General features: G+C 63.9%; 14 protein-coding genes. 10 read left to right on the forward strand and 4 right to left on the reverse strand.

The window, feature by feature from the left end; translation table 11 throughout:
- On the reverse strand, window positions 1-95 hold a 95-nt coding region (locus KBZ33_RS02670; RefSeq protein WP_254954902.1), incomplete at its 3' end, for a type II toxin-antitoxin system Phd/YefM family antitoxin.
- A gap of 21 nt (window positions 96-116) precedes the next feature.
- Window positions 117-1550, reverse strand: a complete 1434-nt coding sequence (locus KBZ33_RS02675) for a DEAD/DEAH box helicase (RefSeq protein WP_254950612.1) — start codon at window positions 1548-1550, stop codon at window positions 117-119.
- A gap of 104 nt (window positions 1551-1654) precedes the next feature.
- Between KBZ33_RS02675 and KBZ33_RS02680 the strand changes: the two genes are divergently transcribed.
- From KBZ33_RS02680 to KBZ33_RS02715, 8 genes are all read left to right on the forward strand, one after another.
- On the forward strand, window positions 1655-1849 hold the full coding sequence (locus tag KBZ33_RS02680) for a hypothetical protein (RefSeq protein WP_254950610.1): 195 nt from the start codon (window positions 1655-1657) through the stop codon (window positions 1847-1849).
- Between the two features lie 15 nt (window positions 1850-1864).
- The gene (locus KBZ33_RS02685; protein ID WP_254950608.1) at window positions 1865-4579 is read left to right on the forward strand and encodes a primase-helicase zinc-binding domain-containing protein; all 2715 of its coding nucleotides are present in this window, start codon (window positions 1865-1867) and stop codon (window positions 4577-4579) included.
- A 284-nt stretch (window positions 4580-4863) separates the two neighbouring features.
- The gene (locus KBZ33_RS02690) at window positions 4864-5037 is read left to right on the forward strand and encodes a hypothetical protein (protein ID WP_254950607.1); all 174 of its coding nucleotides are present in this window, start codon (window positions 4864-4866) and stop codon (window positions 5035-5037) included.
- 4 nt (window positions 5038-5041) lie between these two features.
- Window positions 5042-5737 carry a hypothetical protein gene (locus KBZ33_RS02695; protein ID WP_254950605.1) on the forward strand — a complete coding sequence of 232 codons (696 nt, stop codon included), beginning with the start codon at window positions 5042-5044 and terminating at the stop codon, window positions 5735-5737.
- A gap of 152 nt (window positions 5738-5889) precedes the next feature.
- The gene (locus tag KBZ33_RS02700) at window positions 5890-6252 is read left to right on the forward strand and encodes a hypothetical protein (RefSeq protein WP_396107884.1); all 363 of its coding nucleotides are present in this window, start codon (window positions 5890-5892) and stop codon (window positions 6250-6252) included.
- 4 nt (window positions 6253-6256) lie between these two features.
- Complete coding sequence (locus tag KBZ33_RS02705) at window positions 6257-6778, forward strand: hypothetical protein (protein WP_254950602.1); 522 nt, start codon at window positions 6257-6259, stop codon at window positions 6776-6778.
- Window positions 6778-8478, forward strand: coding sequence for a terminase (locus tag KBZ33_RS02710; RefSeq protein WP_254950600.1), 1701 nt, complete (start codon window positions 6778-6780; stop codon window positions 8476-8478). Before KBZ33_RS02705 ends, KBZ33_RS02710 begins: the two co-directional genes overlap by 1 nt.
- 192 nt (window positions 8479-8670) lie before the next feature.
- Entirely contained in the window at window positions 8671-9138 is a 468-nt protein-coding gene (locus KBZ33_RS02715; protein WP_254950598.1) for a sigma factor, read from the forward strand.
- A 177-nt stretch (window positions 9139-9315) separates the two neighbouring features.
- Here the strand turns inward: KBZ33_RS02715 and KBZ33_RS02720 are convergent, their stop codons facing one another.
- Window positions 9316-9918, reverse strand: coding sequence for a hypothetical protein (locus KBZ33_RS02720; RefSeq protein WP_254950597.1), 603 nt, complete (start codon window positions 9916-9918; stop codon window positions 9316-9318).
- Window positions 9915-10808 (reverse strand): hypothetical protein, encoded by an 894-nt coding sequence (locus tag KBZ33_RS02725; RefSeq protein WP_254950595.1) that lies wholly within the window; start codon window positions 10806-10808, stop codon window positions 9915-9917. Before KBZ33_RS02725 ends, KBZ33_RS02720 begins: the two co-directional genes overlap by 4 nt.
- A gap of 584 nt (window positions 10809-11392) precedes the next feature.
- On the opposite strand from KBZ33_RS02725, the gene KBZ33_RS02730 reads away from it, so the two are divergent.
- Together KBZ33_RS02730 and KBZ33_RS02735 are read left to right on the forward strand one after the other, a co-directional pair.
- Window positions 11393-12988 (forward strand): DUF4055 domain-containing protein, encoded by a 1596-nt coding sequence (locus tag KBZ33_RS02730; RefSeq protein WP_254950593.1) that lies wholly within the window; start codon window positions 11393-11395, stop codon window positions 12986-12988.
- Window positions 12985-13503 (forward strand): hypothetical protein, encoded by a 519-nt coding sequence (locus tag KBZ33_RS02735; RefSeq protein ID WP_254950591.1) that lies wholly within the window; start codon window positions 12985-12987, stop codon window positions 13501-13503. The genes KBZ33_RS02730 and KBZ33_RS02735 overlap by 4 nt, the downstream gene beginning before the upstream one ends.
- Window positions 13504-13506: the final 3 nt, after the last annotated feature.

The raw sequence follows: 13506 nt of genomic DNA on the forward strand, positions 1-13506 counted from the left end.
TTGCCGGTGATCTGCACCGGCTCGTGGGACTGCCCCACCTCGTCGATCAGGGCGTAGAGCCGCTTGCGGGCTTCTGTGGCGGACACAGTGGTCATGACATGGCCTTCACCCGTACGTCAAAGCGTACTGCCAGTTGGCTTGTTGTGCTGCCTTGCGGCCCAGACGTGCCTCGCCCAGCCGGGCTTGTACCCACGTTCCTGCTCGCGCTGCAGCAGCTGCTCGAAGGTGCGGCAGCCGGCTGCTGGGTGCGTGCGCCGGGGCCTCTGCTGCTGGTTGGGTTTGGGCCGGTGGCGGGCGGCACCCGTGACTTCAACCAGCTCGCCCTCCAGCTGCTGCAGCACGCGCCGCTGCTCATCGCGTTCCTCGGCCAGGAACAGGTGGCCGCAGTCAGGACACACCTGCGCAGCGCTGGGACAGCTGCAGAAGCAGGCCGGGCAGTCCTTGATCGGAATCGAGACGCCCTCCCGCCGGCGGCGGCCGGCCAGGTTCCACTCGCGTTCATCGGTGGGTAGCCCGTGGCGATGGGCGTTGCCGACGTGATCGAGGATCACCGCTTCCTGCTTCCCAGGTGCGGGACGCAGGGCGCGCCCCACCATCTGCAGGTAGAGCGAGAGGCTCGCGGTGGGGCGCATCAGGATCGCGCCGCCGACTGAGGGGATGTCGGTGCCTTCGGAAATGATCATGCAGCTGCTGAGCACTTCCACCTCGCCGGTGCCGATCCCGGCGATCAGGCGTTTGCGCTCCTCAGCCGGCATGCTGCCGCTCACCGAGGCGGCCCGGATTCCCGCAGTGCGGAAGGCCGCGGCCATCTGCTCGGCGTGCTCGATCGTGCAGCAAAAAACAATGGCCGTGCCGGGGTGAAGCCGGCGGCGATAGTGCGACACCGCATCGCCAATGGCGGCCCGGTCCCCAAAGGCCTGGGCCGCTTGCTCCAAGTCGAACTCGCCCATGCGGCGACGCAGTTTGCTGTTGCGGGCTCCTGGCCAGGAGAAGACCTTGGGCCGGGCCAGCCACCCCTGCTCCACCAGCCAGGCCGCTGAGGGGCCGAGCACCAGGGCCTCGAAATAGCCGCCTGCTTCCACGCCGAGTCCCTTGCCATCGAGGCGTTCGGGGGTGGCGGTCTTGCCGATCAGGTGGGCGCCAGGCCAGGCCTCGATGATTCGCCCCCAGACGTTGCCGGCGACCAGGTGGTGGGCCTCGTCCTGAATGATCAGATCCGGCGGTGGCAGCTGCTCCAGCCGCCGGGCCACGGTCTGCACCGAGCCCACGGCGACCTGCTGGCCCTGCAGCCTGTGGCCAGGAGCGATCACATCCGGCTCCAGTCCCCACGCCCGCACGGTGCAGGTGAGCTGCTCGATCAGCTCAGCCCGGTGGGCGAGCACCAGCACCCGCCGGCCCTTGCCGGTCGCGCCCTGAACGATCGCGCCGATGGTCTGGCCCTTGCCCGCACCGGTGGGCATCACGGCACAGACCCGGCGGTGGATTTTGAGGGCGGCGCGGAGATCGGCCAGCAGCTGCTGCTGGTAGTCGCGCAGGACGATCGGGGCCATGGACATAACGACAGGCTTGGCGCCGAGCAGAGGGGTCTCTGCAATGTTCAACTTATCAAGCCTTGCCGGGCAGGCTTAGAGTGTGCTCAGAACTCCAGGTATCTATGGCCTCCTTTGCGCCGCCCCTGAGCGTCTCCATCACTGAGGCGCAGCTGGCTTGGCTTGACCAGCGCCGTTCCCACGGCACCCTCAGCCGCTCGGCGGTGTTGCGCCAGGTGATCGACGCCGCGATCGCGGCAGAGACGCGCGCTTCGGCTGTGCCAGGACCTGTGTTGTCGGCAGCTGCTGAGCGTCGTTGAGCTGCAGCCACAACCATGACAACCGACGCACTCACGGCGGCCTCAGGCCGCTGGCGGGAGATCCTCGAGGCGTTGGCGGGGCTGCGCCCTGAGCAGCTCAGCAATCGCCACCAGCCCTGTCCGGCCTGCGGCGGGCGGGACCGCTTCCGCTTTGACGACCGGGACGGCAACGGTTCCTGGTTCTGCAACCAGTGCGGCGGCAAGGACCACCTCGGTGGTGGTGGAACCGGGATGGACCTGCTGATGCGGGTGCGGCGCTGGAGTTTTCGCCAGGCCTGCGAGGAGGTGGAGCGCCACCTGGGCCTGGAGCCAGGTGGGAGCGGGCGGCATCGGCCCCAGCCGGTGAGCACCGGCAACGGCAACGGCGGCAAGCCCTCTGACGCCACAGGTCTGCCGGGCCACGGCGGCCGGCCCTGGCGCCAACCCGAGCTCCCGCCCCCTGACGCCTCACCGCCCGCACTGGATCAAGGCGCCATCGCCCAGTGGTGCTACCGCGATGCAGCGGGGAACCAGCTGTTCTGGATCCAGCGCCTCTGCCTGGGCGGCAAGGGCCGCAAGGCCTTTCTGCATCGGGTGTGGCTTGATGGCGGCTGGCATCGGCCCAGCCGCCGTGATCCCTTCTCCTGCGAGTGGCCAGCGCCGCGGCCGCTCTACGGCCTGCCGGGCCTGAGCGAACGGCCCGAGGCTCCGGTACTGGTGGTGGAGGGGGAGGGCACCGCCGATGCGGCCGCACGCCTGTTCCCGCAACACGCGGTGATCAGCTGGGCCAACGGCTCCAACGCCATCGCCAAGGCCGACTGGCAGCCGTTGGCCGCCCGTTCGGTGACGCTCTGGCCTGATGCCGATACCGCCGGGGTGGCGGCCATGCAGAGCCTGGCCGCCTTGCTGCACCCACTCGACTGCCAGCTGCAACTGGTGGCCCTGCCGGCGGATCTGCCGCAGGGCTGGGACCTGGCCGATGCCGACTGGACGGCCCAGCAGGCCGCAAGGCAGCTGGCGAAAGCAGCCCAGCCATGGACTCCTCCAGTCACCGGCGCTGATGGCGGTGGTGATGACGCTCCACCACCGCCACCGCCTCAACCTGCAGCACCCAGGTCGGCAGCGCCCTTTCTCTGCCTGGGTTTTGACGGCGACTCCTACTACTACCAACCGCACAACACCGGCCAGGTGATGCGCCTCTCGCGCAGCGCCCACACCGCCACCAACCTCGTTGCTCTCGCCGCCCTCAGCTACTGGGAGACGCTCTACCCCAGCAGGACCGGCATCAACTGGGCTGCTGCCGCCTCGGATCTGTTCGAGCAGCAGGCCAGCATCGGCGTCTACGACCCCGAGCGGGTGCGCGGCCGCGGCGCCTGGCTGGATGAAGGTCGCGTCATCTTTCACCTCGGCGATCGCCTCAATGTGGACGGCCGGCCCTGCTCCGTTCTGCAGCCGCCAGCGTCCCGCTACTTCTACGAGCAGGCACGGCACCTCGACGGCCCTGGCGATCTGCCCCTGCCCGATGCCGACGCGATGCAGATCCGCTACATCGCCGAGCGCTTCCGCTGGGAGATGCCGGCCTCCGCGCACTTCCTCCTCGGATGGCTGGTGCTGGCCCCCGTCTGCGGCGCCCTGAACTGGCGTCCCCACATCTGGCTCACCGGTGGGGCCGGCACCGGCAAGACCACCATCCTCAAGTTGTTCCTCCGCCCCCTGCTGGGTGGCGTTGTCCAATCCGCCACGGGCGGCACCACCGAGGCCGGCCTGCGCGGCACCCTCAAGTCCGACGCCATTCCGGTGGTTTTTGATGAGTTTGAGCAGAACGAGCAGAAGGACAAGCTGATCGTTCAAAACGTCCTGGCCCTGGCCCGCATCGCCAGCTCAGAAGGAGGCAAGATCTACAAGGGCACCACCTCCGGCGGCGCGAACAGCTTCGAGATCCGCTCGATGTTCTGCGTCTCCTCCATCAACGTCTCGCTGATCCAGAAGGCCGACATCGATCGGTTCTGTGTGCTCGGCCTGCGCAAGGACCCGATGGACAAAAGCGAGTGGCTGGACTTCGAGCGCGAGATCGCAACAGTTGCCACGATCGACAACGGCAGGGCGCTGATCCATCGCACCCTGCAACATCTGCCCGTCATCATCGAGAACGCCCGCGTCCTGGCCCAGGCCCTCGGCCGGCGCTTTGGCCAGCGCTTCGGGGACCAGCACGGCACCCTGCTGGCCGGGGCGTGGAGCCTGGAGGCAGCAGGCGGCGGACACCTCAACCTGGTGATGGCGGATCAGTGGCTGGACCAGATGGACTGGCAGCACCAGCAGCCTGACAACACCGAGGCCGATGAGATCAAGTGCCGCGACACCATCCTCCAGCAGATCGTGCGGCACGACGTCGGGGCCGAGGCCTCCTTCGGGGAGATGGTTCGCTGCGTCGCGTTGCAGGAGTCGCTGGCCGGCACCCTCTGGGACCGGCTGGTGCCGGTGCTCGGCCGCTACGGCCTGCGGGTGTTTCGCACTGGCCAGCCCCTGCCGGATGGAGAGCGCACCGAGGGGCATTTCCTGGCAGTCGCCAACGCCAACGCCCAGCTCGATCACGTGCTGCGCAGCACCCCCTGGAGCGGCGGCGCCCACCGCTCCGCGCTCAGACGGATCGACGGGGCCTATCTCCCCAAGCGTGTGGTCCACTTCGCAGGGATCGGGACCAAACGCTGCGTCATGGTGCCCATTGATGCCGCTGACCTGGAAAACGTTTGATCCAACAGGCTCCCAACAGCGACCGTTGGCCCGAAAACGATTGCGGCACAGGGGATCTGAGGGAATCTAACGATCTAACGCTTGTCCTGGCCGATACACCCCCATAGACACATAGCGCGTGTGCGCACCAGAGAGACCCCCTCACATATCTATCTCTATTGAAATAGATGTTTGATTGTTAGAGGGGTGGTCAGGCCGTAGTGGTGGAAAGCGATTTCGATCTAACACTCGACCGTTAGATCCGTGTTGGATCGTTGGATCCCGATCCCGCTTACCCTGCTGAGATGACACATCACGACCTGTCCTTTGACTGCCTGGCCGTGGGCCAGCAGTTCGCCGTCGACCTGCCGCGTGAGCTGGTGATGCGGTTGGCCAGGGCCTACATCCGAGAGAACCCCGGCACTGGTTATGGCTTCATGCGAGAAGACGGCCGCACCACCTGCACCCGAGTGGGTTGACCGCATGGCCGTTCACCCCGCCATCTCCTGGCTGGAGCCCATCACCGGCCTCTGGCGGGATGAGGTGGCCCACCGCTACTGGCTGGGGAATCACCTGTTCCCGGTGTCGATCACCGGCGTGCTGGCCCATGGCCTGAGCGAGATCGCCAAGCGCTCGATCGAGACCAAGCGGCCGATCTGGGAGCCGCGCGGCGTCACGGTGCACGCGGCTCTGGAGCACTACGCCCAGGCCCGCTTCCTGGTGGGCCGGAGCGCCGCCGATGCCCTGCTGGATGTGGAGCAGCTGCCGGGTCATCACCAGTACCGCGACTGGATCCTGCCGCTGCTGCAGCTGCCGCTCTGGGATGAAGTTCAGGTGATCGCCTGCGAACGGCTCACCTGCTGCCTCACCCGCAATGTCGCCGGTGCTTTCGATGGCGCCTACGTCTCACCGGCACTGAGCGAGCGGCGCGGCCGTGAGGTGCGGGTGCTCTACGACCTCAAGACCCTCTCGGCCCATGGCCGGCCCTATTCCACCGCCGCCCAGCTGGGGGGCTACATGGTGCTGGAGGCGGCCCAGGGGAACCACTACGAGCTGGGCCAGACGATCTGGAGCAAGCCCGGAGAAGCATTCACCAGCACCTTCTACAGCCGTGAGCAGTGCCTGGCGGCCTGGGCCGCGGCCTGGAGCGCTTACTGCCTCGCCCAAAGACCCTTCTGAGCACAGGGAGAGACTGGTTAGGAATTAACAGCCCCTGTGATTGCGGCTCTCAGGACAGAGCCCATACAGTGAAGTCCTGGCGGGCTCTGGCCTGCTGGCCTCTGAACGCCCTGCTCATAGTGATGTCTGCTGCCCTTGCTGAAGCTGCCTCGGTGCCCTTGGGCGCAGCTGACGGTGCGACGGATGCGGTGGACGCCATCGATGCGCTGCTTGATGCGATCACGGCCCTCAAGGCACAGCAGAAGCAGCTGGAACAGCAGCTCGAACCACTGCTGGAGGCCCTCAGCGAGGCGATGGCCGCCGGTCAGCTGGATCCCTCCTTCTCCCACAACGACTGGGCTTTTGCCCACAGCAGTGGGCGGCTGAGCTACGAGTTCCCGCCGGCGGTGCAGCAGATCGAGCAGCAGCTCAAGGCCGCCAAGGACGTGGCGATCCAGCAGGGGAGTGCGACGGAGAAGCGCGGCAAGCCCTTCTGGACCATCCGCCCCCCGAAGGCCCAGGACCAACCGTTCTGAGCTGATGCCGCAGCGTCCCCACGCCCTGCCTCCAGCCGATCCAGTGGAGGAGCTGCGCGCTGCAGCCAGCGCGGAGGACGACAACGGCCAGCCGCTGTATGAGCCCACCGATCCGGCCCGGCCGATCGGGCATGCCAATCCACCGCGCCGCCCCAAGGGCGTGGCGGCTCATCGGCCCCCCAGGCCCTCGCGACTTGAGGTGGAACGGCGCATTGCTCAGGCACAGCTCTGGGTGGCTCAACGCCTCCCTCTGGTGCAGATCATTGAAAATGCTCGTGATAATTGGGGAATCCACAACACCCAGACGGTCAACCGCTACCTGAATCTTGCGCGTGAGCGCATGGTTCAGGAGCTAATCTCTGACCGCCGCCGGCATCAGGCTGAGCAGATCTTTGCGCTGAACGACTGCGCCCGCCGGGCGATGGATGCGGGCCAGTTCAACGCCGCCGTCGGCGCCTTCCGGGTGATCGCCGAGATCGGCGGGCTGCTGCGAGCCCCGATCAAGCCCCCCGAGGCGAAGAGCTGATGGGCCGCATCGCTTCCACCCTGCGGCCGACAGCGAGCGTCCCGACTGATGGCGGCCTGCTGCTCGACCCCGCCACTGACCGTTGGGCCGACTGGGGACTGCTGGGCGTTCCCGATCCCGACCAGGCGTCAATTACCCGCCAAGGTCTGCTGTTTCGCGACTTCATCCGCTCCGCCTTCCCGAGCTTCCAGTTCCACCGCCTCTCTGAGCTCCTGATCGACTTGCTGCAGCAGGTGGCCGATGGCCAGCTGACTCGGTTGATCGTCTGCTGTCCGCCGCGCCACGGGAAAAGCCAGCTGGTGTCGCGGCTTTTCCCCGCCTACTGGGTGAGCCGGCACCCGGAGCTGTTCTGCGCCATCGCCAGCTACTCCGGTGAGCTGGCCTACGCCCACTCCCGCGAGGCCCGCCACTACTACCGGATCACCGGTCACGCCCTCTCCAAGGATTCGGCTGCTGTGGGGAACTGGCTGACTCCCCAGCGCGGTGGCTGCATCGCCGCCGGCGTGAGGGGGCCGTTCACGGGCAAGGGCTACAACCTCGGGATCATCGATGACCCCTACAAGGGCCCGGAGGACGCCAAGTCGGCGCTGCAGCGCGAGCGCCTGATCGACTGGCTCAAGAGCGTCTGGTTCACCAGGGCCGAACCGGGCCTCACCGCAGAGGGGTCGTTGCTTCCGGCAGCCCAGGTGGTGGTGCAGACCCGCTGGGACCACCACGACATGACCGCGTGGCTGCTGGAGCAGGAGGCCGAGGAGAACCCGGAGCACTGGACGGTGCTGAACCTCCCCGCCATCGCAGAGCCGGAAGCGATTTCGATGCGGATTCCGCATACCTGCACCAAGGTCGTCGACTGGCGTCAGCCGGGAGAGCCGCTCTGCCCCGAACGGGTGCCGCTGGCGGTGCTGCAGCGCATCCGCACCCGCCTGGGCTCCTACTGGTGGAACGCCCTCTATCAGCAGCGGCCCAGCCCGGCCGAGGGTCTGCTGTTCCGCAAGGGCTGGATTCAGCCGCCGCTGCCAACCGCTCCAGGCCAGCCCTGGAGGTATGCGCCCTTGGTGCTGAGCTGCGACCTGAGCTTTAAGGACGGCAAGGACAACGACGCCTGCGGCTTCGCCTTGCTCGGTCTGCTGGAGCCGCAGCGCCACCCGGCGGTGGAGGCAAGACGGCAGGGCCTGGCGCTGGCCGCCAATGCCGCCGGAGCTCAAGGGGCTCCCAGGGGTGTGAATGTCACTCACCTCCTTGCTGGCGGCCCGGACCCATGGGCCGAACTGCAGATCGAGGCGCTCTGGGCCCACTGTCAGCGGCTGGATCTGCCGGGGGTGATCAAGTTCCTGCTGGCGTCCTTGGCCTCGCTGGAGCGCCAGGGCCTGCGGCCCAATGCCGTCCTGATCGAAGACGCGGCGAACGGCCCAGCCGTCTGCCAACTGCTCAGGCGCCAGGTGCCGGGCTTGATCGCCATCCCGCCCAAGGGCAGCAAGGCTTCCCGCGCCCATGCCGTCGCCCCCCTGGTGGAAGCCGGCCAGGTGCGCTTTGCCCGCAAGGCTGACTCGCTGGTGGAAGAACTGCTGGCCTTCTCGCCCCGTGGCGGAGTCGACGACCAGGTGGATGCTTTTTGCCAGGGGGTGCTCTGGATCGAGGCGCAGTTCTGGCGTGGCCGGGGCTACGGCAGCTCACCGGTGCCGATGGTGTTCAGCCGCTGAGCGATGACGGTCGCCATCGCTCGGCCCCTGCGAACTCCCGCCTGCCGCGCTGCGGCAATGGGCCAGCTGGATCTTCCGCTGCGGCCCCCGGTGGTGGCGACGTGCCTGCCTCGGCCCAGCAGTGCTCAGCGAGTGCGAATCGGTCATCGACCGAGTCCGCGACTTCGGCACCAGGGCGATGCCGTCCAGCTGGTGATCGCCTTCCCGGCCAAGCCGCGGCGGCATCGACCGGTGAACCCCCATGCCACCGCCAATGCTCTGGCTCTGCAGCACCGAGACATTGCCGCCACCGTGGCGGGCAACATCTCCCGCCGCACCGGCCACCCGAAGGAAGATCTGGAGCAGATCGCCATGCTCGGCATCATCCAAGCCGCCCGTCGTTATTCACCGGAGCGGGGATCCTTTCGGCCCTATGCGCGCACTTATGCCAACGGGGAGGTGTATCACTACCTCCGGGACAAGGGATTCCTGATCAAGGTGCCGGCCTCTTGGCGGGAGCTGCATGCGCGGGGGCAGAAGTTGCTCAGGCTGGGGATGGCATCTGCAGAGGCTCCAGAGCGGTTGGGGGTCAGCGCGGAGAGGTGGAGGGAGATTGTGGCGGCATGCAGTCAGCGGGTGGTCGCGCTTGATGTGGCTGGGGAGGAGAACGAGTCTGCGTGATCTGGCCGCTTTGCGAAGGCGGCATCTGCTCCAAACCAGCTTTGTTTGCTTCAGCGACACTCGCTGCTAGTTCTTTGGCAAAAACAGCGGATTCAACTTGTCAGATCCAGCAGGAACGCTCCGGTTTAGCGGCGGCGCGCAGCCTTGACCCCTGGAACCGGTTGCTGGGCTACCTTGTCACGCTTGCTGGGATGCAAGATAAGCCGTCGAGCTAGAGCACCAAAATGACACTATTAAGCCGAGAGTAAAAACTAAGATTGATAGCGTAATTGCTGTCTTTGCGCCTTTAAGGCAATCAGCATAGAAGTCGGCCCTGCAGCACAAATCTGTAACCACATCACGAAACTCTTTTTGAGCCCTGTAGTCGAAGGAATTTGGATTAAAGCCAATACCTAAGTCCAGAACTTTGGAAGTTGATATGGATAAAGGCTGCAAAGAGAGAAGAATGCCAAAGATGGTAATTGCAAAGGCCGCAAGGAGAACGCCCTTTGGATATTGAGACGAAATGATGCCAGCAAGGCTATAGAAGCCTGCTAAGATGGACTGCAGAGACAACAAGCCGCTAAGTTTTGATTGAAGCAATGCAATTCGCTGATTAGCTTGATCATGCATGAAAATGGCGACGTCCCAAGAGCTAAATTTATTGGCATAGAGCCTGTCATTATCATACCTGCATTTCTTTACCTCTGACATTGTAAGCTTCGGTTCTACCGGAAACATAAAAATAGAGAGAATAATAAAAACCGCAACGTCTGATAATCTGGTGATAAATTTATTCATTGTCCAGATCTCAGATTCTCAAAGAAAAAGTCAGATACTCTATATTTGACAAATTCATCCATCCATACCCACTGTCCATTCGCATTATTCTCCAGGAAAAACCACGATCCATCTTTGTCCACAACAAAATCTGATGTACAAAACCTTAGCTTAGCCCTTTTCATGAGACTATGATATCCATCGAGAATACAAGCAGGCGGAACAATAACTTTGTAATCTATGCCTTTCATTTCATCCCTTCTGACGTCTAGTGATCCACCGTATAATCCAATGAATATAGACTGACCGTTGAGAAAAACAGTTCTTACATCATAAGACTTATCTATCTTTTTTTGGATTAATGATGGGCATAAGCTGATTAGAGATAGGTCAACATCTGTTCTCTCCAGCTTGTTTGTGTAAATGTGATATATGCCACCTTTGTGCTTGATGTAGCCACAGTCTATTGGTTTTACGATGCAGTCCCAATCGTGCTCCACGAGGAAGCTTGTCGCCCTATTGACTTCATTCGTAATAATCCACTCAGGAGTACGGAGGCCACACTCATCTGCTGTCATTAATTGGTGGGCTTTCTTGTCAGCCAGCCAATTACATGTTGGGAAGTTCATCCACTTTTCGAATGGCACCTGCAACATAAGATTCCAAAGAGCTTCTTCGAGCTCAGCAGACTTAAGCCTCTCGCCAACCGTGACAGGAGATGCTTTATTTTCAAAAGGTCTTCTATACCAAATTATATCAATATTTGAAAAAATGGGAACAATATCGCTTCCAATCGTGAACAGATGCTCGACGTCTGTATTTACTTGCTGGCAAGAAAGCCAGCTAGGCGCTCGCTCGATAATATAGGCAGCAGTAGCATCGGAGGAATTGCTCCAAATAACAAGGTTCATGGAAGGCCTAGCTTGACGAGCGACCTATCAGGATGCTCTTTGGCAACTTCTGTTATCGTCTTTGTGGAGCGAGATGGCTTGGTTTTTATGCTTAAAATATGTGTATCGGGAGATTCGCGATCTTGGCGCGTTTGAGTCTGCGTTTCACTTGAAGACGAACAAGATCTTGGCATTTTCTCTAAATAGCATTCAAGCAAGCATGTGGGAGCCGGAAGCGCTTCAGGCTTAGTGTTATCCGTGAAACGCTGCCCTGTTAAATTGTTCACGAAACTCTCCAAGAAATAGAGTGATTTTATTCTGTTCATAGCACACGGCTGCAAAGCATGACAATGCCTCAGGCCAGTCCAGCTACTTCTTCTCGGGTTCTCTGAACTACGGAACCCATACTGCCCTTTCCCGAGAACCATCTCGGGCCTCTCATGAGTGGAATCTGAGATCCCGACACACACATGGGCTTCGCTGTCAACTCTTCCAGATGTAGCCATGGTTCGCGGGTCCGAGAACCAGCTGATCACAGAACCACGCAGGACTCGACTGCTCTGTAGAGCCCCGCTGGCAAGAGCAAGCAGTCACGCCCAGCACCTGTGCTCTCAGCCGCCCAGTCGGAAGCTGCTCAAGCCCAAGCCTTCTGGGCCCAGCACACCACCCTGATCGCTCTGCAGCCCTCCCTGCAGATCACCGCCGACTGCTGGGCCCTGCTTGCTGCCCCTGACGGCACCAGCCGCAAGGAGCACTACCTCCCCAAGGGGGAGCGGGAACCGGATACCGCCTACCGCAAGCGCCTCGATGCAGCCCGTCCATCAGGCTTCTTCCGCGATGCGTTGCGCACCTACGCCGGTATGCTCAGCCGGGGTAGCTGGATCTGCCTCCCGGCCAGCCTGAGCTCGGTGCTCACCGACGTGGACGGTCGGGGCACGGACCTGGGTGTCTTCCTCGCTGCTGCCGACCTGCTGGTGCTGCGGGACGGGGCTGCCCTGGTGCTGGTGCTCCCCCCCGAGCACAGCTGGCCCAGCGAGGGCGACCGGCAGGAGGCCCTGCGCCGTGGGGATCGGCTGTCCCTCCCCCGGCTGCAGTTGGTGCCTCGCTCCAACTGCCTGAACTGGGAGCTGCCGGTCTCCTACGGGTTGCCGGGACGGATCATCTGGCGTGAGCCTGTGAACCGGCCCATCAGCGCGGAGCCCTCTGGAGCCGAGGGGGCAGTCACCGAGCAGATCAACGCCCTACTAGGCGATGCCGATGCTCCAGACCGTTGGCACTACCGCAGCCTGCAGCTGCTCACTGCTGGCGACGCTGTCACCGGGCTGCAGCTGGCCCATCACCCTGTCTGCGCTGACCCCCAGGCCGCCAGCGGCTGGCGCTGCGACGAGCCGGTGGTCACGACCTATGAGGGGATCCATAGGCTGCCGGCCTGCTGGTACACCTCCGATGGCTCTGCCTTCGGGGAGGGGGACCTGCCGCACTTGGGCCTGGCGCACCAGTACCTGAACCACTTCCGCTGCAAGAGCGAGTACGAGGAGCTGCTCTCCCGCACTGCCCTGCCGGTGGGGGTGCGCAAGGGGATGGTGGACGCCATGGGCAACAGCCAGGCCGGCCCGGTGGTGCTGGGCCCGAACACCTGCATGGATTTGCCCTCGGATGCGTCCTTCGAGTTCGTGGAGATCAGAGCGCGGTCCCTTGCCGAGCACCGGGCCTGGCTACAGATTCTCGACGACACCATGCGCCGCGATGCCCTGATCCCCTCTCAGAACCGAGGTGCTGCCCGCACCGAGATGGAGATCAGTCTGACGGCCTCGCAGAGCTACGCGCTGCTGCAGGCGATGGCGATCCAGAAGGCTTCGCTGTTCTCCACGCTCCTCCAGCACTGGTGTGCCCTGACCGGTGAACCCCTCGATCCAGGCGCCGGCCTGCAGGTGACGGTGAGCCCCCTCACCCCACCGAACCAGCCCCAGCCCCAGGTGAAGGAGTGGATCGAGCTCTTCGACAAGGGGGTGATCAGCCGGGAGGAGCTGCGCCACCAGCTGGCCCTGGCCACGGCCAACGCCATCAGCAGTCCGACGCTGGATGACAGCCCGGCCACCAGGGCGGGGGAGGGGAGCAACACCCCAGATCCCAGCTTTCCCGTGAGTTCGGCCCCGGTGCCCCTCAGGCAAGAGGAGTCAGCCGCGCCCTCCGCTGCATGAGCCAGACCCCGACCGACTCGCCCTACCGCTGGCGGGCTGCTGACCTGGAGGGGATTCGTGTCGCCCTCTCGATCCCGGCCCGCCTGCCCGCGATCCGCGCCATCAACGACGCGATGGCGGATCTCGAGCAGCTCTACCCCGATGCCATCCCCACAGCCCGACGGGAGCTGGATGCCATCGCCGCCATCGACACCGAGCTGGCGGGGCTGGGGCCAGATCAACTCCAGGCGCCGATCGAGAGCCGCCGCAAGGCCGTCAGCCCAGATGCCCTGCCGGAGGACGGCACCCTGCCGGTCAAGAAGGCGGATGTGATCGAGTACGACACCGAGCTGCTGCGGGAGGAGACGATCACCCGCTACGGCGAGGGTCTCTCGATCGAGCAGGCGCTGCGCCGCCAGCGGGGCAGCCATGCCCAGGCCCTGCTGCTGATGCTCCCCACCCTGGCGAACTGGAGCCGCGATTCGCAGCTGAGCGGCAACGGCGGTGCTTTTACCGCAGCGCTGGAGCGGGGCTGAGCC

This window comes from Cyanobium sp. Cruz-8D1, assembly GCF_024345975.1.
Classification (GTDB): Bacteria; Cyanobacteriota; Cyanobacteriia; order PCC-6307; family Cyanobiaceae; genus Cyanobium.

Excerpts from the sequence above, each read along its gene's own strand:
- KBZ33_RS02720 (WP_254950597.1), bottom strand. The coding sequence starts at position 9,918 with ATGAATAAATTTATCACCAGATTATCAGACGTTGCGGTTTTTATTATT.
- KBZ33_RS02690 (WP_254950607.1), top strand. The coding sequence starts at position 4,864 with ATGACACATCACGACCTGTCCTTTGACTGCCTGGCCGTGGGCCAGCAG.
- KBZ33_RS02680 (WP_254950610.1), top strand. The coding sequence starts at position 1,655 with ATGGCCTCCTTTGCGCCGCCCCTGAGCGTCTCCATCACTGAGGCGCAG.
- KBZ33_RS02695 (WP_254950605.1), top strand. The coding sequence starts at position 5,042 with ATGGCCGTTCACCCCGCCATCTCCTGGCTGGAGCCCATCACCGGCCTC.
- KBZ33_RS02705 (WP_254950602.1), top strand. The coding sequence starts at position 6,257 with ATGCCGCAGCGTCCCCACGCCCTGCCTCCAGCCGATCCAGTGGAGGAG.
- KBZ33_RS02685 (WP_254950608.1), top strand. The coding sequence starts at position 1,865 with ATGACAACCGACGCACTCACGGCGGCCTCAGGCCGCTGGCGGGAGATC.
- KBZ33_RS02675 (WP_254950612.1), bottom strand. The coding sequence starts at position 1,550 with ATGGCCCCGATCGTCCTGCGCGACTACCAGCAGCAGCTGCTGGCCGAT.
- KBZ33_RS02725 (WP_254950595.1), bottom strand. The coding sequence starts at position 10,808 with ATGAACCTTGTTATTTGGAGCAATTCCTCCGATGCTACTGCTGCCTAT.
- KBZ33_RS02710 (WP_254950600.1), top strand. The coding sequence starts at position 6,778 with ATGGGCCGCATCGCTTCCACCCTGCGGCCGACAGCGAGCGTCCCGACT.
- KBZ33_RS02735 (WP_254950591.1), top strand. The coding sequence starts at position 12,985 with ATGAGCCAGACCCCGACCGACTCGCCCTACCGCTGGCGGGCTGCTGAC.